Annotated in this window: 21 protein-coding genes and 1 pseudogene; 17 read left to right on the plus strand and 5 right to left on the minus strand. The window is 41.4% G+C overall.

The genetic code is table 11. The annotated features are described in order from the left end of the window. Nucleotides 1-46: 46 nt before the first annotated feature. The 16 genes and pseudogenes from ABK447_RS19195 to ABK447_RS19270 all read left to right on the plus strand — a co-directional run bounded on the left by ABK447_RS19195 (nt 47) and on the right by ABK447_RS19270 (nt 15,006). Nucleotides 47-1,468, plus strand: coding sequence for an ATP-binding protein (locus ABK447_RS19195; RefSeq protein ID WP_349909118.1), 1,422 nt, complete (start codon nt 47-49; stop codon nt 1,466-1,468). Beyond that, nucleotides 1,461-2,519, plus strand: a complete 1,059-nt coding sequence (locus ABK447_RS19200) for a replication initiation factor domain-containing protein (RefSeq protein WP_349909119.1) — start codon at nt 1,461-1,463, stop codon at nt 2,517-2,519. The genes ABK447_RS19195 and ABK447_RS19200 overlap by 8 nt, the downstream gene beginning before the upstream one ends. A 276-nt stretch (nt 2,520-2,795) precedes the next feature. Then, entirely contained in the window at nt 2,796-3,050 is a 255-nt protein-coding gene (locus ABK447_RS19205; protein WP_349909120.1) for a DUF3850 domain-containing protein, read from the plus strand. A gap of 21 nt (nt 3,051-3,071) precedes the next feature. After that, nucleotides 3,072-3,359: a hypothetical protein gene (locus tag ABK447_RS19210; protein ID WP_039062656.1), complete on the plus strand. Its 288-nt coding sequence runs from the start codon at nt 3,072-3,074 to the stop codon at nt 3,357-3,359. Between the two features lie 67 nt (nt 3,360-3,426). Then, nucleotides 3,427-3,720: a hypothetical protein gene (locus ABK447_RS19215; RefSeq protein ID WP_047935284.1), complete on the plus strand. Its 294-nt coding sequence runs from the start codon at nt 3,427-3,429 to the stop codon at nt 3,718-3,720. Nucleotides 3,721-3,733: 13 nt separating this feature from the next. Continuing rightward, nucleotides 3,734-4,798: a conjugal transfer protein gene (locus ABK447_RS19220; protein ID WP_349909121.1), complete on the plus strand. Its 1,065-nt coding sequence runs from the start codon at nt 3,734-3,736 to the stop codon at nt 4,796-4,798. Nucleotides 4,799-4,813: 15 nt separating this feature from the next. Then, nucleotides 4,814-5,062, plus strand: a complete 249-nt coding sequence (locus ABK447_RS19225; RefSeq protein ID WP_172869049.1) for a hypothetical protein — start codon at nt 4,814-4,816, stop codon at nt 5,060-5,062. An 11-nt stretch (nt 5,063-5,073) separates the two neighbouring features. Continuing rightward, nucleotides 5,074-5,598 (plus strand): conjugal transfer protein, encoded by a 525-nt coding sequence (locus tag ABK447_RS19230; protein WP_213404092.1) that lies wholly within the window; start codon nt 5,074-5,076, stop codon nt 5,596-5,598. After that, nucleotides 5,486-7,981: an ATP-binding protein gene (locus ABK447_RS19235; protein WP_349909122.1), complete on the plus strand. Its 2,496-nt coding sequence runs from the start codon at nt 5,486-5,488 to the stop codon at nt 7,979-7,981. Before ABK447_RS19230 ends, ABK447_RS19235 begins: the two co-directional genes overlap by 113 nt. Before the next feature lie 13 nt (nt 7,982-7,994). Further along, complete coding sequence (locus tag ABK447_RS19240) at nt 7,995-8,321, plus strand: YddF family protein (protein ID WP_017418466.1); 327 nt, start codon at nt 7,995-7,997, stop codon at nt 8,319-8,321. Nucleotides 8,322-8,331: 10 nt separating this feature from the next. Further along, nucleotides 8,332-10,701, plus strand: coding sequence for a CD3337/EF1877 family mobilome membrane protein (locus ABK447_RS19245; protein ID WP_349909123.1), 2,370 nt, complete (start codon nt 8,332-8,334; stop codon nt 10,699-10,701). Beyond that, nucleotides 10,698-11,708 (plus strand): bifunctional lytic transglycosylase/C40 family peptidase, encoded by a 1,011-nt coding sequence (locus ABK447_RS19250; protein WP_349909124.1) that lies wholly within the window; start codon nt 10,698-10,700, stop codon nt 11,706-11,708. Before ABK447_RS19245 ends, ABK447_RS19250 begins: the two co-directional genes overlap by 4 nt. A gap of 183 nt (nt 11,709-11,891) precedes the next feature. After that, nucleotides 11,892-12,233: pseudogene (locus tag ABK447_RS19255) on the plus strand (hypothetical protein); the annotation flags it as partial. A 62-nt stretch (nt 12,234-12,295) separates the two neighbouring features. Then, nucleotides 12,296-12,676: a cystatin-like fold lipoprotein gene (locus ABK447_RS19260; protein WP_204530147.1), complete on the plus strand. Its 381-nt coding sequence runs from the start codon at nt 12,296-12,298 to the stop codon at nt 12,674-12,676. A gap of 106 nt (nt 12,677-12,782) precedes the next feature. Then, nucleotides 12,783-13,613, plus strand: a complete 831-nt coding sequence (locus tag ABK447_RS19265; protein ID WP_349909125.1) for a hypothetical protein — start codon at nt 12,783-12,785, stop codon at nt 13,611-13,613. A gap of 220 nt (nt 13,614-13,833) precedes the next feature. After that, nucleotides 13,834-15,006 (plus strand): Rap family tetratricopeptide repeat protein, encoded by a 1,173-nt coding sequence (locus tag ABK447_RS19270; protein ID WP_349909126.1) that lies wholly within the window; start codon nt 13,834-13,836, stop codon nt 15,004-15,006. Nucleotides 15,007-15,268: 262 nt separating this feature from the next. Here ABK447_RS19270 and ABK447_RS19275 read toward each other — a convergent pair whose 3' ends face one another. Beyond that, nucleotides 15,269-15,757: a DUF6773 family protein gene (locus ABK447_RS19275; protein ID WP_007409054.1), complete on the minus strand. Its 489-nt coding sequence runs from the start codon at nt 15,755-15,757 to the stop codon at nt 15,269-15,271. A 91-nt stretch (nt 15,758-15,848) separates the two neighbouring features. Further along, nucleotides 15,849-17,282: a YfcC family protein gene (locus ABK447_RS19280; protein ID WP_015239107.1), complete on the minus strand. Its 1,434-nt coding sequence runs from the start codon at nt 17,280-17,282 to the stop codon at nt 15,849-15,851. Nucleotides 17,283-17,415: 133 nt separating this feature from the next. Between ABK447_RS19280 and ABK447_RS19285 the strand changes: the two genes are divergently transcribed. Next, nucleotides 17,416-18,537 (plus strand): M20 peptidase aminoacylase family protein, encoded by a 1,122-nt coding sequence (locus tag ABK447_RS19285; RefSeq protein WP_015239106.1) that lies wholly within the window; start codon nt 17,416-17,418, stop codon nt 18,535-18,537. A gap of 34 nt (nt 18,538-18,571) precedes the next feature. On the opposite strand, the gene ABK447_RS19290 is transcribed toward ABK447_RS19285, so the two are convergent. From ABK447_RS19290 to opuAA, 3 genes are read right to left on the minus strand one after another with little or no spacing between them, the layout of a single operon-like run. Beyond that, nucleotides 18,572-19,453, minus strand: coding sequence for a glycine betaine ABC transporter substrate-binding protein (locus ABK447_RS19290; protein WP_007409051.1), 882 nt, complete (start codon nt 19,451-19,453; stop codon nt 18,572-18,574). Then, nucleotides 19,453-20,301, minus strand: coding sequence for a glycine/proline betaine ABC transporter permease subunit OpuAB (gene opuAB, locus ABK447_RS19295; protein ID WP_003156639.1), 849 nt, complete (start codon nt 20,299-20,301; stop codon nt 19,453-19,455). Before opuAB ends, ABK447_RS19290 begins: the two co-directional genes overlap by 1 nt. Beyond that, nucleotides 20,302-21,558, minus strand: a complete 1,257-nt coding sequence (gene opuAA, locus ABK447_RS19300; RefSeq protein ID WP_003156640.1) for a glycine/proline betaine ABC transporter ATP-binding protein OpuAA — start codon at nt 21,556-21,558, stop codon at nt 20,302-20,304. It lies immediately after the preceding gene. Nucleotides 21,559-21,737 lie beyond the last annotated feature (179 nt).

The following is a 21,737-nucleotide window of genomic DNA, read 5'->3' on the forward strand; positions in this document are numbered from 1 at the left end:
TAAATCCAAACGTTAGGAGTGTTGCTTCATCTCTAGGCTTAAGACAATGCTTTGGAAGTATAGGGGGGTTCGAATCCGGCCTAGAATGAGAAACAATGTAATAATGACAGGTGCAATCATATTTGTACCTGTTTTTTTGTTATCTATGTTTTTCTTCTGGGCAGATCATTTGTCTCACTTGGATGTTATGAAAGTCGTAAAGCATTTTGAATGGAATGTCCCATTGCTTATTAAAAGTGTGTTGTGTTCTCTTTTAGTTGCGGCGGGCGCTGTCATCCTAGCTTATTTTCTGTTTTATGATGCGTATAAAAAGCTGTACCACAGGCAAAAAATTGCAAGGATGATCTTTTCGAATAAGTTTTATGAAAAGGAAAGTGTTCAGGTGAAAAAGCTGTTTTCGAATGAAACAGCTTCAAAAGAAAAAATCACTTACTTTCCAAGGATGTATTATCAAGTTAAAAACAATTATATTTATATCCGTATAGCTATGGATATGAGCCGTTTTCAGAATCGCTTCCTAGACTTGGGAAAGGATTTGGAAAACGGCTTATTTTGTGACCTGGTGGATAAAGAAATGGAAGAAGGCTTTGTCTGCTTCAAACTGCTTTATGATGTGAAGAAAAACCGAATTTCAATAGATGAGGCAGTGGCGAAAGATGGTGTCTTGCCATTGATGAAACATGTGTCATGGAAGTTCGACAAGTTGCCGCATATGCTTATTTCTGGTGGTACAGGCGGAGGGAAAACCTATTTCATGTTAACAATCATAAAAGCATGTGTGGGGTTTGGGGCAGATGTGAAAATCTTAGACCCGAAAAATGCCGATTTAGCCGACTTGGAAGAGGTGCTCCCGAAAAGAGTCTATTCGCAGAAAAATGGTATCCTTATGTGTCTGAGAAAGTCGGTTGATGGCATGATGGAGCGAATGGATGAAATGAAGAAAATGCCAAATTACAAGACGGGTGAAAACTATGCCTATTTAGGGTTGAAACCTGTTTTTATCTTCTTTGATGAATATGTGGCGTTTATGGATTTTTTAGATATGAAAGAAAGAAATGAAGCCCTTTCTTATATGAAACAGTTAGTCATGAAGGGGAGACAGGCGGGTTACTTTCTCGTTTTAGGCGCACAACGTCCAGATGCGAAATATCTAGCGGACGGAATACGAGATCAGTTTAATTTCCGTGTATCGTTAGGCTTAATGTCTGATACAGGTTACGGAATGATGTTTGGTGATGTTGACAAAGCATTTGTGAATAAAAAAGTGACAGGGCGAGGGTATGCCAATGTTGGCACAGGTTCGGTTTTAGAGTTTTACAGTCCAATTGTGCCGAAAGGGTATGATTTCATGTCATCTATTAAGGAATCGCTGGTTGGAGTCGAGGGAGCGCAGGCGACGGCAGTCGCCAGCGGCAGCGTAAGCGACCAGACGGCCAGCGGTGAACGAAGGAGCGAAGCGAGTGAGTGAACTACAAAACCCCCCCCACGCTAACAGGGGGGTAGTAATCGTAAAAGAAAAAGAAGAAAACGCTGAAAAGCCTTTAACATCAATGGTTGACTACATTCGTGTGACTTTCAAAACGCATGATGTTGATCACATTATCGAGAACATTCTTCACTTGAACAAAGATTTCATGACAGAAAAGCCAAACGGCTTTTACGGATATGTCGGAACGTTTGAACTGGACTTCATCAAAGTTTTTTACTCTCCACCGGGAGATAACAGAGGTACTCTGGTTGAGTTATCTGGTCAAGGCTGTCGGCAATTTGAGTCGTTCTTAGATTGTCGGAAGAAAACATGGTTTGATTTCTTTCAAGACTGTATACAGCATGGCGGTTCATTTACTCGCCTTGATCTGGCGATTGACGATAAAAAAACATACTTTTCAATCCCGGAATTGTTGAAAAAAGCCCAAAAGGGCGAATGTATTTCACGGTTTAGGAAATCTGATTTCAATGGCTCATTCGATTTATCAGATGGTGTAACAGGCGGAACGACAATTTATTTCGGATCAAAAAAATCAGAAGCGTATCTCTGCTTTTATGAGAAAAATTATGAACAAGCTGAAAAATACAATATCCCATTAGAAGAATTAGGCGATTGGAATCGCTATGAATTGCGCTTGAAAAGTGAACGGGCGCAAGCCGCAATTGATGCTTTGATGAAAACGAAAGACTTAACATTAGTTGCCATGCAGATCATTAACAACTATGTAAGGTTCGTTGATGCTGACGAGGAAGTCACTCGGGAGCATTGGAAAACGAGCCTTTTTTGGTCTGAATTTATTGGTGATGTAGGAAAACTGCAACTGTACATGAAGCCGCAAAGAGACTTTTACCAAAAAACAAGGAACTGGCTGAAAAACTCATGTTCCCCCACCATGAAAATGGTGCTGGAAGCTGACCAACACTTGGGACGCAATGACCTCTCGGACATGATTATGGAAGCCGAGCTGTCAGAGAAACAAGAAAAGATGTTGGATGTGTTTCTTGCTGAGGTGGAGGACATGGTCATTTAGATGTTTTAGATAGACTGCTATCGCTCTTAAACACAGGTGATGCGATTAAACGTATGTGTCAACGGTACCGGAACGAAGTGAGGATAAGGAGTTGACATATTCAGCGCCACCAAAACCCTCTTGGCATTGAACAAACAACCGTTTGTTCCTGCCTACCGGCGAGGGAGTCCCCCGATGATTCGGGGGAATAGGGGGATAGATTATTAGCGATCCAACGGGCATCCGTTGGTGGGTTTGGGTGAAACCCAAGATATTAAACAAGAAAGGTGTGCTGTCATGATAGTGCATCATCTAAAGATACTTCCGGAAGAGTTTGAGGCTATTTCTAAAGGGGCTACAGAGGTTACAGTCAGCGAAAATATTTATAACGCCAAAGATGTTTTGTGTCTTCATGAATGGAAGGGCGAGTGTACGAAGCGAGTCATAGAAGTCCTTGTTTTAGATAGGCGTCAGTCATTGACACCTGGTCTTATAGTATTAAAAATCGAAAAAATGAAGGAAGGAGAAAATAACAGCGATCTATTTAAATAATTTCAATAAGGAGGAATAAAGATGAATAGCTTTAATCTTCTCAATCGAGCATATTTAGAAAGTGAGTTAGAAAAGATTGGTTTATTGAAATTGGCTGAGGAATTCATTGAAAGATTGAATGAATTAGTCCCTTATTATGAGAAGGGTCAAAGGATTTTGCTTGAATCTGAGTATCCCTTAAAGGATGATTTTAAACGTTTTGTGTCTGCTGTCTTCTTCATTCCTGAAAGTGAAGACGAAGAGGAAGAAATAGAGGAAGTTGATGTTGAGTTTGAAATATTGAGGTCGTATGATAGCTCTCCAAAATGAGGAGGATATTATGAATATGAAGCAACCTACTTGAAGAATGGAGGACGATGATAGAAGGAGTGGTTGTGTGTCTGCTGTTGACGATCAATTCAGAAGCTTGGGGTTTAATGTAGGCATCCCGTCGCTGGTTTTTGTAAGGAGTCTAAGCAGAGATTGTATGTTGGTTGTGGAAGGTCAAAGGGTCAAAGGTTTTTCTGAGTACAGATACACCTTTTATAAAACGAGGTATCTGCCGGATGGACGAATGACAAGTGTAAAAGTGTATATAGAGAATCAAGCCATAAAAAGGGTGTTACTTCGTGTAGCATCCTTTTTATCATTCTTGGAAAGTACAAAGCAAATTGAAAAAGGTACTGCTTAAAAGGGGTGAAAAGATGCTTCAAAAGGAACGTGAAAACGAGAAAAAAGAAGAATCATTTTTTAAGGCTGCTATCCAAAAAATAAAACAAGTCCGTCGGCCTGAGAAAACAAATACAAAAGTGCCGCGAGATCGTACCCGATTGGTCGCAGGGACGTTGTGGACGTGTGTAGGAGCGTTACTTCTCTTTTGTCTCCTGTCTGTTTTGTTGTCTGTTAACACTCGATCTGCTGTGAATGATATAAGGAATCAATCCAGTAAGCCTGCTGAAAGCGAAAAACAGAAAATGTCTACAACGGCGGCTGAGAATTTTCTGTCAGGCTTCATCAGTGAATATATCAACGTGAAAAATGATCAAGACGCCATCGATGAACGAAAAAAGAATCTTGAAAGTTTCATGGTGAAACAGACACAAACGAGCTTTGAAGATGGCGAACGTTTTGATATGGATGGCTTTAAGGGTGATCGTCAGCTAAATGATTACAGCTTGTATAACGTGAAAGAAGGTGATAAAGGGAAGCTTTTTCAGTACAAAGTGACATATACGAATCTCTTTCCGGTAGAAAAAGAAGTTGAGAAAAAAGTAAAGGATGGGAAAAAGGAAAAGAAAGTGAAGGAGAAAGTCACAGAAAATGAAAAAGCTGAAAAACAAGTGCTATTAAATATTCCTGTAGTCAATAAAGGCGATGCGTTCGCTGTCTCTGCTGTCCCGTACTTTACTGAGATATACGATTTAAAGGGCAGTGTATCAGCTTCTGAGAAGGAAGAGACAAGGGACGAATACGCAGGAGATAAAAAAGAAGCGATTGAGTCATTTCTTACTTCTTTCTTTGAAAAATATGCTTCTGAAAAAGAAGAGGAAATGGTGTATATGATGAAAAAGCCGGAAGCGCTTCAAGGTAGTCTTGCATTCGGCGAAGTGAAAAGCGCTAAAATCTTCAGGACGAAAAAAGGTTTCGAGGTTATTTGTGCTGTCCAATTTAAAGAAAAAGAAAATGAGATACCTGTCAATGAAAGCTTTACGCTCGAATTAACAGAGAACAGCGGTCAATTTTATGTGAGTGAATTAAAACACAATTAGAAAGGGGAAAACAAGATGGATTTATTCAATCATTTGGTTATGGGAGCTGGCCTTCCTACTCTTGGAGGGGTTAAAGGCTGGGTTTTGGACATTGTCTCGCAGTTTATTGTGATTGTTGTTATCGGTATGGCTGCTAAACACTTCACGAGAATGAAAATGGGCGGAATTGTGGCGGTTTGTGTTGTCGGAAGTGCTGTTACATGGACTATTCATCACTGGTCGCAGTTCTCCGGCTGGGTTGACGCGCTCATGAACAAATTGTAAGGAGTGGTATTGTGGGGCGTCTAGTTTTTAATTATCGGAAGGCAATGCGGGAGCCAAAAAAAATTCAACAGCTTACTGAAAAATTTTCATTACCGTTTGCTATTGAGTTGATACCTGCAATCAACTACTTTATTTTTGTGGCTCTGTGCTTCGGTTTTTGGTATGGCGTGAGGATAATCTTTCCTCACGCTTTTGAAAATACATTCTTTATCGTGATTTTTGGTACTCCGTTATTTTTAACCATACTTGTAACGAAAATTAAACCGGAAGGAAAAAACATCTATCTGTATTTCTTTGACTTTGCGAAATACTATTTTCTGATTAAGCTTCCTGAAAAGAAGTTTTGTAATGACCGCAAGGTAGATTTAAGTAATGAAAAGCAAATTGAGTTTCGAAAATTAGTAGAGGTGGTGGGAAAACCGAATGAAATTAAGAACACCGATGAAAGCCATATACAACAACCTGTTATTGACAAGAACGGGAGACGTTTGGGCGTATTACCGCATAAAAAGCAGTTCCATCCCAATGCAGAATAAAGAAGAAGTCGAGAGTTATAAGCAAAAATGGAAACACTTATTTGAAGAAATTACATCATATGATGACTTTCATTTAATGATGTATCCAAGTGAATATGAATTGGAAAAACGATTTGAGGATTTAGAATCTGATCTTGCCGAAGATGCTTTGGATGTGGCTCGTTATTACAATGAGGAAACGGTAAGACTCTTGGAACAACGTTTAGGTCGGCTTACCAAGTATGATTATATCTTTGGCATCAAATTGAAAAACAGTCTTGTTAACATCAGCGTTGAAATGAAAGACAATGTACTATCATTGTTCGATACTGCCACTAATACAGTCGTCAAAATGTTGGGGTGGGAACAAAATGTTCCGACCTCCTTTTTTTATAAGTATGAAGAGGTAGAAGAAACATTGGCCAATGTGATGGCATCCATTTGGGGCGAACGGCTGACGGAGCAGGAAATGACGTATATGAATCGCTATCACTTTGTGCGTGGTTTAAACCACACAATCGAAGAAGAAAGCGAGATTAGAAACGTTCGATCAATCACGAACACGCTCATTGACCCTACACACCCTTCGGTATTATATCTCCATAGTGATCAAGATGAGGGCTTCACTTCTTTTGTTGTCGTTGATGAATTTTTGCACAACATGTCTGAAAGTGATTTGTTTTATGAAGCGCAGGCTCTTCCGTTTCCAGTAGAAGTACAGATCAAGGCACAGACAGAATCGAAGTCTATCACTAAACCAGCCTTAAATATTAAGAAACAACAATTGAAAGAGGAACAGCGTGAACAGCATAGCACAGGTGACCGCAGTGACGTTTCAACTGTGACCAGTGCGACGATGGTGCGGCATCTGCAAGATGAAATAAAAAAAGAAGAAGTGTACTTGATGAACTGGCTGGCCGTCATCGTGGTTCATGGCAAAGATAAAAAGGACTGTACCCAAAAGGCTACGATTGTTAGGCGTCATTTAAAAGGGGCAGGCATCACATGCAGGCTTCCTGTGGCGGATCAATTGAAACTTTTTTATAAGATGCTGCCCGGCGAAAAGTTAGATATGACGGATAAAAACTGGATTCAAAAAACAACACAAGACGGGCTGGCTGAGGGTTTGTTTGCGGTTAACTCTGATATTGGTTCGAAAATAGGGTTCTTTATCGGTTGGGTTGATCGCTTCTTAAAGCACACTGATTTGGAAAATGCCATTTTATCAAGTCGTGATTTTGTCTTGTTTCACCCATTCTTAGCAAATCAGCAGTTAAAAGGGTCGAAGACACGCTCCCCTCATTGTCTGATTTCAGGAGACACAGGGAACGGAAAGTCTTACCTCGCAAAGTTGCTTTTTAACTATATCAGCCTGCTGAACATTAAGGCACTTTATATTGATCCGAAAAAAGAAATGCGAAAATGGATTCGCAAGGTTTTAAATGATGAAACTATCCGAGAAAACTTCCCTTTATATATCGCCCATTTAGAGAAATATAATTACATCACATTAGATCATGAAGATGAAAAGAACTGGGGAGCACTTGATCCTATTTCCTTCCTCCCTCCTATGAAAGCAAAGGAGCTAGTTCAAGTCATTTTTGAACAAGTTTATGATTTCAAAGGAAAGGATGACATAAACACAGCTTTCCTTCGTGCTACATCAGATGTAATCGAGGCAAAACAAAAAGGAAATCAGGTCGGCTCACTCCACATTATTCGAAAGATGCAGAACCACCCTGAAAAAGCTGTACAAAAAGCTGGTGACTACTTGAATGAAGTTGTGGCGGACTCCATCCTGAAATTATGTATTCATGATGGATCAAACCCGGCTCTATCACTTGAAGAGCGAATCACCATTTTAGAAGTTGAAAATATGGATTTGCCTGATTATTCTGAGCGGATTGAAAACTACACCATAACGCAATTAAAGTCTAGTGCCGTCATGTTTGCACTCGGTAAATTCTGTGAGCTGTTTGGAATGAATCCAGATGAACAGACTGTTGAATTTATAGATGAAGCATGGATATTTACAACGTCACAACAAGGGAAAAAAGTCGAACGTCAAATGCGGCGTATAGGTCGCTCTTATAATAACGCTGAGTATTTTATCTCACAGTCTACAAAAGACGCATTGAAAGAAGAGGACAACGGTAACTTTGGTGTTGCTTTCGCTTTTGATGAACCGAACGAACGTGAAGACGTGTTGAAGTGGATGAACATGGAGGTCACAAAAGAAAATCTGAAAATGATGGAATCCATGTTTCAGGGGCAATGTCTCTTTAAAGATTATTATGGCCGTACTGCAAAAATATCAATTGAATGTCTGTTTGAAGAATGGGAAGGCGCATTGAAAACAGTTGAGAAAAAAGCTGTCGCATACGCCGAGGAAAAATATTTATAAAGGGGATGGAGAAATGGAGGTTGCGCTCTTAAATTCTTTGGTTCTGACCAGCCCGGGCTGTTATAAGGCTGACAAAATTACGATACAGGAAGTTCATGATGTACTGAGGTGTTACGGTTGGCGTTATAAAAGCTTTATCGGGCACAGGTCGACGGCTCTATTTATGCAAGCGCTGCTAGGAATTAGAGTGGAGCATAATCGTAAAATATTCAGGCACATGAGGTATCAAAAAGCAATTTGTTTTAAACTGTATGATCGGTTTCCTGAATGGAAGGTGCTGACCGAAAGGGATTTAGCGAATGCAAATTATCAGTTTTATTTACTGACAAGGCTGGATTAGGAGGAACGACATGAAAAAGAAAAAAATTCTTATAGTGTCAGCTGTCATTTTGCTGTTCATCACTATCATAACAGCAGTATCCACCATTTCGGCGGATGGAGATACAACCACACAGCCCAAAATTGAAAAGTCGGGAGGCGTTGAATTAGAATCGAAACGATTTCCGATCTCTCGGTATCAGGCGAACAATGAAGCATCTGACAAAATTCTTGAAGGACCATTTGTGGGGATGACAAATGTGACATTCTCATTTGCTGGAAACATCGTTCGTGTGGTAGATGCGGGAATGGATGTCATGTATAACCTTAAGCCGATAGATAAATTTGCAGACAGCATCACGAATGTATCAAAAACGGTATATAAGTCGCTGAAAAAGAATTTTGGGGAAGCGCTTTTTATCTTTGTGGGCGGTTATGTTGTGTACCTCTTCTTTGTAAGAGGAAGTGCAAAGGATGCTATGAGACGTAGCATTCTTTTTATCGTTGTGCTGGTCATTGGGGGATTATGGGTATCAAACTCCGGTTATTACATGAAGGGATTAAATGCCCTTTCTGTTGAGTTGCAAGGGAAGCTGTTGAAAGCAGGAAACGGGCTGATTGGAATAGTAGAAAATGAGGGCGTTTATGCTGATGCTTCAAAAATAGAGAAAGGCAAGGAAATGGAAGGAACAGTCGCTGTAATGCGTAATGTGTACTTTCAGATTGCTTTAAAAAAGCCTTATCTTATTGTGAATTATGATCAAACAAGTGCGGCTAAAATCAATGAGAAAGGAGACAGTAAAGATGATTTAAGCCGTGTAGATAGGCTGTTGTCCTATAAATTAACTGATGAAGGACAAGAGGAGAAAATGGAATATATAAAGAAAACTGAAAAGAAAAAATATAAAAATGACGCAATGACAACAGGAAATGTGTTTAATCAATTGGGAGAATCGTTTATAGCTGTTGCGGCGGCAATAGCGATTGGAATACCTTTTCTTGGTTTGGCGTTTCTCAGTTTCTTATTACAGATTATCGCCTTAGCGATAGTATTTTTTATTCCGTTTGCGTTTATTATTGCCTATGTCCCGCAACTTGCTATGTCGGGCTTTGTTGCTTTAGGACGTTTGGGAAGCATTTATCTCTTAAAAGCAATGTTGGGCATTTTAATACTTTTTGTATATGTCCTCTGTTTCATGGTTGATACACTCATCCCCCCTAACAGTTTTGGAATGTACCTGTTAAATACGGTTGTGTTGGCGCTTATAATGTGGATTGCAATTAAGAAAAGAGATTCAATTGTTCAATTTGTGACCGCTGGAAAAGTTGTATCTGTTGATAATAACATGGTAGACAACATGAGAAAGGAATATGTACAGCCTTCTTGGGAAGCCGCAAAAAAAGGTGCAGGCAGACTATCTGGGGCAATTGGACAAATTGGAAAGGTATTTGGCAACAGAAAAGGAAAAGGCGGATTCGAAGATCAAGAATCGCCATCTTCTGAGGGAGCGAGTGCAGGCGGAAGCAGTCCGGGGATGGTGACTGGATTCAACAAGGGAGCTATTTCGAGGACGCCGCAACAAAATGAAAAAGCATCTGTAGCCCCGCCATCTGATCAAGCGAGAAAGGCACTTGAAAGAAAGCCGCAAAACATGAGAAAAGAACAGCCTAGATTAACGCCGAGTGAATTACAGAAAAAACAACAACTTAACTCTTCTGCAAGAGACTGGCGGCGAGAAGGTGTTAAAGCTCCTATGATGGATGATGTTTTGAAAGAAGAGCAGGAAGGCGCTTATAAGCGTGCACCAATGCTTCAAGAGAAGATGGATGAAAAAGATCGGTCTGACCAAAGGCAATTTGTTGAGAATTCCGATGCTGCTTCTTATGAGACGGACGGAAATCTTCATCAGCAGGAAGAAGATAAAATAAAAAGAGCACCTTTACATCAAGAAACGATGACGGAAGAAGAACGAACAGACCAACAACAATTTAGTGAAAGAGAGCACCGGGCAAAGGGTTATGACCATCAGGTAGCGCAAGTGAAACGGGAGAACATTTCTCCGGCTTATCAAGAGATTCAGAAGGAAACACAACATGTTCCCTATTCAACCGTTAAGCATGAGAATAAACAGCCAAATCAACCAGTTACAAGACCATCTGAGACACCTCCAAAAGTTCGGACAGATGGTTTTTCTATGGGGAAAAAACAATCTGTTTCTCCCGGCGGAGAAAGCCGATTTGTAAATCGGGAAGTTCCGAAAAAAGTCACTGAAAAGCCTGTGACCCTGAAACGTAAAAGTCCAAAAGTCGTGAACAAGGTGGAAACTCTTCCCCTGCATGATATTGTCGGTCGATCATCAGTAAAAAGTATAGATAGACTAAGAGAGGATGAAAGGACATGACAGTTTTAAGTAAGACGAAACCAAAAACAAAGCTTTGGATACTCATATGTTCAACTCCTGTCATCCTCTTCTTTCTTTTAGGGGTGGCTGCTGTCATGTTGATTTCGGGAGAACATGATATTGGTAACGATGAAATCGGGGGCAGAGATGGAGAGTTTGAGACGATCGGCATTGCCCCGGAGGTTGAACGTTTTCGATTTGCGTTTGAAAAATACGCTCGTCAAGAGGGTGTATATGATCAAGTGAATGTAATTATGGCGCTCACCATGCAGGAAAGTGGTGGGCGTTCTTTAGATATTATGCAAAGTTCTGAAAGCATAGGATTGCCGCCAAATACCATTACAGACCCGGAGTATTCTATTGAAGTCGGTATCAAACATTTTAAAAAAGTGTTTAAGGAAGCTGGAGGGGACGTCCGGCTGGCTTTACAATCGTATAACTTTGGCTCTGGTTTTATCGGATATGTAAAGAAGCACGGTGGCAAATACACGAAAAAACTAGCATTAGACTTTAGCCGACTTCAAGCCATTAAGATGGGTTGGAAAAGCTACGGTGACCCGAGCTATGTTGACCATGTGATGCGTTATCTCAAAGGTTCTAATAAGGATGTGAAGCCTGTTGACGGCGCAATAGATGGATATGAAAACATTATGAAAGAAGCTCTGAAATATGAAGGGCAACCGTATGTGTGGGGCGGTTCAAACCCGAAAAGTGGTTTCGACTGTTCAGGGCTTGTTCAATGGTCATATGCGAAGGCTGGCATCACTCTTCCAAGAACAGCACAGGAACAGCATGGAGCGACAAAAAAGATCAGTGAAAAACAGGCCGTGCCGGGTGACCTCGTGTTCTTTGGCGGCACATATGAAGGAAAGGCAATTACTCATGTTGGCATTTATGTTGGCGAAGGTCGAATGTTCAATTCAAATGACAGCGGTATTCAGTATTCTGATCTAAAATCCGGCTACTGGCGCAATCATTTAGTGTCATTTGGACGCATTAAAAATTAGGAGGTTGTTTCTATGACAAGAAAAGCGAGTTGGCTTCTTTATGGGGTGTTATTACTTTTGGTATGTGGGATGGGATATCTTGCTTACTCAAAATTTCAAGAATTTGATAAAGCGAGACAAGGGTTTTTAGAGAAGCAGGTAGAGCTTAAAAAAGAAGAAATACGTCAATCAGAATCAGGGGGAGCTACTGAAAATCATGCTTTTTTTGAAGCGTTTCTGAATTACAGTGATATTGATAAGCGCTATGATGAGGTTAAAAAATACACCACGGAAAAAGGCTTTGATTATGCCTTCCCTTCCCGATCTGACAAAAAGCATTCTATTAGTGTACAAAGCAAATTACGTTCGTTGGAAAGCTATTCAAAGCCGATTGATGATTCGACTGAATTGTTTTTGAACATTGTGGAGGTATCAACTACTGCAAACTCTGTAACCAGTCAGCAAGTGCTGATTGTCCAAACGAAAATGAAGAAGGAAAAAAACAAGTGGCTGGTTGATGATGTACAGGTGAAAGGAAATGGATAAAAAGTGGAGAAATATCCATATTTTAAGTATAATGAATATTGAAAAAATAGGGGGTGCATATTTTGAAGAACCTTTTTATTTTCCTTAATATCTTCGCCTTGCTTCTTCTGACTGCATGTGGTGGAAATAAATATGATGATGCAATTGATAATGTAATCAAAAAATATAAAAACTCTTTAATTGAGGATGGATATGATACCGCTGGAGTTGAAAGGGATAATGCGTTAATTCGCGTATATGATGGTGGTAAATATATTCAGTTTGTGTTTTATGATAACGGTTCCCTTAACTATTCCCCGTATGAATACTATGAAAAAAAAGGGAATGATTACGAAGAAATGGCACATATGCCTGCTGATGGAGATGGGGATCGGCTCGGTTTATATAAGAAAACACCTGACTATGAAGAAGTTAAAGGAAAAGAAACAAAGTTGGAAGAGTAGATTTTATGTCTGCTCTTTTTTTGTTCATGAAAAAGCCATTTACAATTTGGTATATAAATGTAAAAATAGTTTTGTGTGTAAAAAAATATAGGGAGTGTGATTTTGCATGAAAAGGTTTCTAGGTGGTCTTGCTTTTATGCTAGTCTTTGCGCTGGCAATTACCACTGTTTCGACTAGTGTTTCTGCAACATCCGCAAACAAAGAGTTAACACCTGAGTCAGTTTTAGAGTCATATCTTCAAGCTGTTAAAGAACAAGATGTAGAAAAGATCATGAGTTATGTTATTGATGAAAGAGATTTAACAGTTGCTGAATATAAAGAGATGTTGAGTTATGAGAAATTAAATAACTATGAGGTAGTAAAATCAAAAGCTTTAAGTGATGATACTTATTATTACGTGGTCAACTCTTCTTATGAAGGAGGATTAGTAAAGGATGTTCCTCTGGAAGTTAAGAAGGTCGGCGCTGAATGGAAAGTGAACATTAACACTGAGACCCTAAACAGCGCTGATAATAAAACATTGCAGCAAGGTAGCGATCAATACTATGAGAATGCTTTCTCTAAATTAAAAAACCAAGATCAAGTGGTGAAACCGATGGATGTCTTGATGTGGTGGGATTTTGAGAAAAGACAAGGTGGTAAAACTTTTTACTCTAAAACGAAATTTAGTGTCCCGGGTAAACATAAATATGTAATTCTCGGCATTGATTCGCAGTTGAGTACACAACCTAATAATACAGGTATCAAATATGCTGTTGTAAGAAAAGGTGTAATGGGAGATACGGTATGGGGTACCAAATATGTTAAAGGTCATTTTACGGGTGAGAATAAGAGGATTAAGTTATATGGGAATAGCATGACATTTAAAGGGGCAAACCTGCGTTTCCTTCCTAATTATCCTGGTATCTATGCAGGTCTTGGCGGACTCGATTGGTAAGAATATTTTGAGCAGACTTTTATGTCTGCTCTTTTTTTGTGTCTAAAATCTGTCAAGAAACAAAAGACTTACAATAACCGCAATAAAGACGAAAAGAATAATTTATTCAATAGATAATTTGAACCTTTTTGCATTTTAACTTTGTCAAAAAATATTCGATCTGACATAATACAGTTAATGTAAATATTCGTGTAATTATTGTAAGGATGGAGGAATTTTCTTGGGAGATGTTTTGAATAAAGATAAAATTCCATATGATGTAGTTACAAAGAAATTAAATGATTGGTACACTCATATAAAAAATGATCATCTTGATCAAGCTGGACGAATAAAAAAAGAAGTTGAAAAAGATTTAAAGAACATGGAAGAAAGTAAAGATGTTTTGCTATATTATCAATTGCTTGAGTTTCGACATGAATTATTAGTTAATTATATGAATTCAGAAAAGACCGAAGAGTTAAACAGTTCGTACTTGGCTATGAAAAGGTTGGAGGATCAGGGTAATGTCACTGGAATGTTGGAATATTACTTTCATTTCTTTATGGGCATGTATGAATTTAGAAGAAAGAAATTAACTGCCGCAATTACTTCGTATAGAAAAGCAGAATCTAAATTAACCGAAATAGATGATGAAATTGAGAAAGCAGAGTTCTTTTTTAAAGTAGCTTATGTTTATTATTATATGAAGCAAACATATTTTTCTCTTAACTATGCCTATAGAGCTCTGGAAATATATACGAAGTATGATGATTACTTTATACAGAGAATAAGATGTCAGTTTATATTAGGTGGAAACTTTATTGACTCTTTAGAATACGAAAAGGCATTGGAAATATTCATGGAGTCGCTAAAAATTGCTGAGGAAATTCAGGTTGATTATTTAATTGGAATGGCTCATATTAACATAGGTATTTGCTTTGATGAATTAAAAAATTATGGAAGTGCTGCAAGCCATTTAGAGAAGGCATTGTACTTGCTTGAAGTTGGTACTCATAGTTTTGTTGCCAAAACTCTTTTTATCTTAACACATGTTAAAATTAAGCAAGGTGATAAAGATTCTGCTGATATTTATTTTCAAAAAGGACGTGAGTTTGTAAAAAAAACAAATGATGCTGAATACACTGCCAAATTTAAAATATTAGAAGGACTTTATTTTTCAAATGGTGAATATGATTTAATTAGTGATGCTTTTGCGTATTTTGATTCAATGAAAATGTATGCAGATTTGGAGAACTATGCTGTGGAGGTCGCACGTTTTTTTTATCAGATGCAGGATTTTCAACGTTCAAGTGAATATTATATGCTGAGTGTTGAAGCAAAAAACAAAATCAAAAAAGGAGAGATCATTAATGAAAATCAGTCGAGTTATCTTGGCAGTAGTGGTGTTAACTAGTGTGCTGTCCTTGTCTAATTTTGATATAGGAACTAACGGCGAACCAATAAAGATTGCTTCCGATAGAGTAGCCGCATAAAATAAAGAAAATCCTTCATTTGTTCTTCATTGAACGAAAGAAGGATTTTCTTATTTTCCCAGCTAACTTATAGTAAGTGGAGTAAAAAGGAGTAAATGAAAATTACGAAAAACAGAAAAAAACCCTAAACCCTTTATAACAAAGGGTTTTCGGGTCTTTTCGTCGAGATTAAGAAATCATCTGTCAAGATGATTTCTTTTTTATTTCTTTTATCGCTCTTCTGTAAGACAGCTTCACAATGACATACCGAAGCAGAAACAGAATGCCTCCGCAGACGATAAAAAGAAAGATCATTTTCAGCCAAGCAAAGAATGTATGGGGAAACCCCCTGTCGTACATCGTAATAGCCGCTACCGCAAAAGTGACCGCAATTGAATCTATCCGCTGCTGCTTCACCCGCTTTTGCAGTTCTTCTTTGGTGTCTATTCTCGGCATGAGCATTCCCGACGCCCCCGCCCTGATGCAATAATAAACAATTATAATGAAGAAAACCGCCAAGCTTCCGGCCCATTCCCTAAACGGACAGTTCAGAACAAGTCCGCGTACGATGATGTCAAGCAAAGACAGTGTGCCCACAAGCATTCCGACTTCTGACCAAATCATTCGTTCTTTCTCTTTCACACTCTCACTCTTTCCATTCACGTTTGAAAGTCCGTTCCGACGCTGATTCATGACTTCCTCCCGTACTATTAAGAATGGCTTACAACTCCCATTATATCTTGCCGATTCATAATGATAAACCGAAATATCATTGACAAAAATGTTAATAAGGACCCCAATTGATCAGGACGCCTATGCAGATAAACACGAGACCGATGACAAACCAAATCAGCGCCAGCGGAATCATGAAGCGAAGCCACTTTACGTACGGAATGCCGCTGGCAGCCAGTACGGCCATCAGCACACCGGAAGTCGGATTGACACAGTTTACGACGCCTTCTCCGAGCATGACCGCTTCAACCGCGACCTGTCTCGTGATGCCCATCAGATCGGCAAGCGGCGCCAAGATCGGAATAAATACGACCGCCTCCCCTGAGCCCGATGAAATCAGAAAATGAAGCAGGGCGCTGGAAATATACATTCCGATGGCGCCTGCCATCGGGCTGAAACCGTGCAGCAGTGACGCTAGTCCATTGACTACCGTATCAAGCAGCTTTCCATGTTCCAGGATAACGGAAATGCTTCTCGCCATTCCGACGATCAGCGCACCGTAAACGAGCCCCTGACAGCCTGTAATAAACGTTTTTGCGATATCATTTGCCGCCATTCCCGCAATCAGGCCTGACACGATTGAGATAAAAATGAACACGGCGGCCATCTCTGAATCAGACCAGCCAAGAGTAAGCGCGCCGTATAAAAAGCCGGCAAGCGACAAAGCCGCAACAGCCAGAATCAATTTATGGCGGACGGTAAACGGGACATGCTTGTCCTCCGGCTCAGAAACCTGCGGGAATGAACCTGCAGCCGGAAACCAATCGTTCCCCAGCAGACTGGCGTCCTTTGCTTTTCTGAGTTTTCTCGTATACCGATAAATATATAAAATAGATGATAACAGAAAACAAATGTAGACGGCAATCCGCAGGCCGATACCGGAAAACAGCGGCAGCTCCGCGATGCTTTGTGATAACCCGAGCGGTGAAGGTGATAAAATCGTCGCGTTAAACCCGGCATAGCAGCCGATATAAATGACGGCCGCTCCGGCCACGGCGTCCCATTTCAGCGAGCGGGCGACGATCAGGCCGATCGGAATAAAACCGATCACGGAATTAACGACGATGCCGGTTGTGCCGAGGATCGAAAATAGAGATCCGACAATCGCAATAAACAGCAGCTGTTTTGTGCGGAACGTACTGATGACATTACTGATCAATCCATTGATGGCGCCCGTTTTCTCCAAAATCGCAATGGTGCCGCCCGTAAACAGGATTAAAAAAATAATCGGCGCAGAACTTGTCATCCCTTCCTGAATCGCGGTAAAAAAAGCGATCGGGCTGACAGGAGACTGGTCTAAAGAATGATAGCTTCCCGGGACGGCGGACGTCACACTGCCCTTTGTCACCCTGTCAAATTCCCCCGCGGGAACGATGTACGACGCTATCGCGCATAGTAAAGCGACAATGAACAGCAGCACATAAGCATCAGGCATCACAAACAATTTCTTCTTTTTCAATAAAGGTTCGGCCTTCGGCACAGCCATAACATCACCATCCCGCTTTAAATTTATAAACTATTCAGAAAATACAGATATGTGCTATATTATATACAGACCGATTGCCTGTTTTCAATATCAAAAATAAAAAACAGACAGCTTTTGAAGGAGGACTTACGGCATGAACAGACTCACAGCGCATGAAAAGCAAATCATTATGGATATTTTTGACCACCTGCACGCCAATCCCGAAGTAAGCTGGAAAGAATATCAAACAACTGAATATCTGACTGAAAAACTGAAAGAGGCCGGCTGCCGAACCCGCACGTTTGATGATTGTACCGGTGTTGTCGGCGAAATCGGAGAAGGCTCGCCTGTTGTGGCTGTCCGGGCGGATATTGACGCGCTGTGGCAGGAAGTGGACGGTGTCTTTCAGGCGAACCATTCATGCGGACATGATTCACATATGACGATGGCGCTCGGCACGATGATGCTTTTAAAGAGTCAGTCGAAACTTCCGAAGGGCACCATCCGCTTTATTTTTCAGCCGGCTGAAGAAAAAGGCGGCGGAGCGCTGAAAATGATTGAAAAAGGCGTACTGGATGATGTTGATTTCTTATACGGCGTGCACGTGCGCCCCGTACAGGAAACGGCAAACGGCCGATGCGCACCGTCCATTCTGCATGGCTCAAGCCAGCATATAGAAGGCCTGATTATCGGAGAAGAAGCCCACGGCGCGAGACCGCATCTCGGCCTTAACAGTATCGAAATCGCCGCTCTTCTCGTCCAAAAACTCAGCTTCATTCATCTTGATCCCGGCATCCCGCATTCCGTGAAGATGACAAAGCTTCAGGCAGGCGGTGAGAGTTCCAATATCATTCCGGGAAAAGCATCGTTCAGCCTTGATCTCCGCGCACAAACCAATGCCGCCATGGAGAAATTAACCGCCGAAACCGAAAGAGCCTGTGAGGCGGCGGCTGCCGCATTCGGCGCAAAAATCGAACTGCAAAAAGAACACAGCCTCCCGGCAGCCGAGCGAAACAAAGAGGCGGAAGCCATCATGGCATCTGCGATAAGCGGCATTCTCGGAGAAGAACATGTGGATGAACCTCTTGTGACAACCGGAGGAGAGGATTTTCACTTTTACGGGTTAAAGGTGCCGAACTTAAAAACGACGATGCTCGGCCTAGGATGCGGTCTGGAGCCGGGGCTTCACCATCCCCAAATGACATTTGACCGAAGCGCCATCTTTACAGGCATTGAGATATTAACGGCTGCCGTCCTCAAATCGTTTGAAGCATAAAAAAAGCAGCCCGTTACAGGGCTGCTTTTCTTCGTTATTTCTTCAAATCTTCAATTGAATTGACGTTTTTCATATACTGAGGAACGACCAGACCCATCTTGACGCCTGTCAGACTCGTTCCTACATCTTCATATTTGCCTTTATATTTAGACGCATATGCCTTATGGGTATTCGGAAGCCAAGCAGACAATGACGCATCCGCGCTGCCTGTCGCAATCGCAGTCCACATCGGTCCCGCCTCCACTTGCGTCAGCTTCACGTCATAGCCGAGGTCTTGAAATACTTTTCCGATTACATTCGTACTTGCGATTTCACTGTCCCACGCCACATAAGCCAGGTTGATTTTATCCCCTTTAACTTTATGGGCGCCTTTTGTCCATTGAGCCACTTGGTCTTTGTGTTTTTTCACATATTCAGCTGCGGCTTTGGCCGGCTTTTCGCCTTCCTCAACGGCAATCATGACTTCTCCCATATCGTCCTGCGTCCATTTGAACTGGCTGAGAACTTTGGCCGCGTTAGGCTGTTCCTTACTGAAGCCGGTTCTTGTAATTGTATGAATCTGCTCGGCAGTTCCGTACGTTTTTTTCGGATCATCAAGGAACTTCAGCTTGTATCTGGAGAACATCCAGTGCGGCGTCCAGCCCGTTACGATGATCGGCTTTTTCCGGTCATATGATTTCTTCAATGTCGCCGTCATGGCAGCACTTGACGCCGTGACGACATTCCAGTCTTTCAATCCGTAATCCTTCACGGCCTCATCCGTCAGGGCCATGATCCCCGATCCCGGATCAATACCGATAATGGTTTTGTTCACCTGGTCCGCAGCCGTTGCCTTACCATCAGTCTGCGAACCGCAGGCAGCCAAAGAAAGAGCCAGCGCAGCGGTAACGCCGACACCGATGATTTTCTTAAGCATCAGGCATTCCCCCTGCTCTTCTTCTTCACTTTAATGTTTTGCGTGATACGGTCGAGTGTAATCGCTACGATAACGATCGCGATACCCGCTTCCACTCCGACACCGGTTTTCAACTGTGTCACGGCGCTGTATACTTCAGAACCGAGACCCGGCGCACCAACCATGGCCGCGATAACGACCATTGATAAAGCAAGCATGATGCTTTGGTTAATACCGGCAAGAATTGTTTTTGTGGCAAGCGGAAGCTGAACCTTGAACAGACGCTGAGACGTCGTTGAACCGAATGCTTCCGTCGCTTCGATCAAATCAGCCGGAACTTGTTTAATACCGAGAACCGTCATGCGAATCGTCGGAGGCATCGCGAAAATAACAGATGCCACGACGCCTGGCACAACCCCGATATTAAAGAAGAAAATCGCAGGCAGCAGATATACGAAAGCCGGCATGGTCTGCATTAAATCCAGAATCGGTGTAACAATGCGGCGGACCGTTTCTTTCTGAGACGCCCATATGCCGATCGGAACCCCGATAATAATGGAAATCAAAACAGATGTGACGACAAGCGCCAACGTTTGCAGCATCGGCGACCAATAGCCCAAATAATCAATAACAAGGAATCCGATTAACGTAAAGAGTGCAATTCCTCTCGTACTGATCCACCAAGCGAGAGCTGCAAAAATAACAGTCAATAAAATAGACGGGATGAAACCCAAACCGCTCACAATCGCGTTTACGAAAGCGGCCAAACCGTTTGAGATTCCGTCAAAGAAACCTCCGAACGTCATGGTAAGCCAGTCAACAAACCGGTCAACGATATCTGCTAACGGAATTCTAGGCAATCTGTCCATTTACTTCACCCCCTGAACAGAAGAATCCTGAGCTTGTTCAGCAGAATCTTCAACATTTATATAATCGTTATTTCCTGAAAGCGCGCCGATTAATGCGCCTTTTACGACAATGCCTTTCATGCGGTCCTTATCGTCCGTGACGGCGATCGGAATATTCGCATCAGACACGACATCGAAAATTTCCGTCAAGTATGTGCTTTCGTGCACAGTCGTAAATTCAGTATTTAAAATATCCTGAAGCGATAAGTCGGATTCCACCGCTTTTTTCGCATCCGCCGCGTGAATGACGCCGAGAAGCTGTTTCTGTTTATCAACGGCGTAAATAGAAGAAATACCGAGATTCTTCATGAGCTGCAGCGCTACACGAGGCCCTTTGTCAATCCGCACGGTTTCAGCGCGCTTCATGATGTGGCCCGCTGTCAGAACTTTGGATAAATCAACGTCCTCAACGAATTTCTCAACGTATTCATTGGACGGGCTCATCAGAATTTCTTCAGGCGTCCCGATCTGAACGATGTTACCGTCTTTCATCAGCACGATTCTGTCGCCGATGCGCAATGCTTCATCAAGATCATGCGTGATGAAGATGATCGTCTTGCCGACAGAGTCATGAAGGTCTAAAAGCTCATCCTGCATGTCTTTGCGGATCAGCGGATCAAGCGCACTGAAAGCTTCATCCATCAGAAGAATGTCAGGATCATTCGTCAATGCGCGGGCAAGTCCGACACGCTGCTGCATTCCTCCGCTGAGCTGATCTGGGAATTGGTGTTCAAAGCCTTCAAGACCGACAAGTTTAAGCGAATCAAGCGCTTTTTGCTCACGCTCTTTTTTGTCGACGCCTTGTAGCTCCAGGCCGTATTCCGTATTTTCAAGAATCGTTCTGTGCGGAAACAGTGCAAATTTTTGAAAGACCATGCTGATTTTTTTCCGGCGCACTTCCCGGAGCTGGTCTTTTGACATATTTGTTATCATGTCACCATCAATATAAATATTCCCGGCAGTCGGTTCAATAAGCCGGTTTAACAGCCGAACTAAAGTTGATTTACCGCTCCCCGATAGACCCATGATGACAAATATCTCCCCATCATATACATCAAAGTTTGCTTGATTGACACCAACGGTTGATCCGGTAGCTTTCAGGATCTCTTTTTTGTTTTTTCCGCTGGACAGCATCTGAATGGCTTTTTTTGTCTGTTTTCCGAAAACCTTAGATACATTTTCGACTTTTATCTTAATTGGTTTCTCATCCAAATTCATATTTTCCCTCCATAATAAGCAATCTTTAATACCGTAACACGTTTGTAATAAGTCAAACAAACATCATAATCCCTTTTTATTTTGTATCATTACTTTAAAAACATCCCTGTGTCTTATTTTCCTCTGGTATGCTTCTAAATACTCTCTAATCCTCCTTATTGAGGATAAATTATAAAGGA

Source organism: Bacillus sp. hwrm1 (assembly GCF_040207805.1).
In the GTDB taxonomy this organism is placed as follows: Bacteria; Bacillota; Bacilli; order Bacillales; family Bacillaceae; genus Bacillus; species Bacillus velezensis.